Annotated in this window: 1 protein-coding gene; it reads right to left on the reverse strand. The window is 40.2% G+C overall.

The window, feature by feature from the left end:
* Positions 1-10: 10 nt before the first annotated feature.
* On the reverse strand, positions 11-721 hold a 711-nt coding region (locus ABES03_RS13720), incomplete at its 5' end, for an alpha-ketoacid dehydrogenase subunit beta (protein ID WP_430117823.1).

Here is a 721-nt window from a genome sequence, read left to right on the forward strand (position 1 = left end):
GCTTTTCGTTTTAGTACTCAGCAAGTTCTCTCATTGCTTTTTCGACTTTATCTGGGTTTACCATAAAGAATTTTTCCATTGTTGGAGCATATGGCATGGCTGGTACATCAGGTCCAGCTAGACGCATTATTGGAGCATCTAATTCAAATAAGCAATTTTCAGCAATAATAGCTGATACTTCACTCATAATACTGCCTTCTTTTGTATCCTCGGTAACAAGCAAGACTTTACCTGTTTTTGAAGCTGCTTCAATAATAGCTTCTTTATCAAGAGGGTATACGGTTCTCAAATCAAGAATATGTGCGGAGATTCCATCCTTCGCTAATTTTTCAGCCGCTTGGAGGGCAAAATGAACACATAGACCGTAGGTAATAACGGTAATGTCATCTCCGTCACGCTTCACATCAGCTTTTCCGATTGGCAATGTGTAATCATCTGTTGGGACTTCTCCCTTAATTAAACGATAAGCCCTTTTGTGCTCGAAAAATAAAACCGGGTCATTATCACGAATGGCTGCCTTTAACAATCCTTTCGCATCATATGGTGTAGAAGGCATTACAATTTTCAATCCCGGTTGATTAGCAAATACAGCCTCAACTGATTGAGAATGATACAAAGCACCGTGAACGCCGCCGCCATAAGGAGCACGAATAACAATTGGACAGCTCCAATCATTATTCGAGCGATAACGGACTTTCGCTGCTTCTGAAATAATTTGATT

Origin of the sequence: Neobacillus rhizosphaerae, from assembly GCF_050477885.1 — a bacterium.
GTDB lineage: Bacteria > Bacillota > Bacilli > Bacillales > Cytobacillaceae > Neobacillus > Neobacillus rhizosphaerae_A.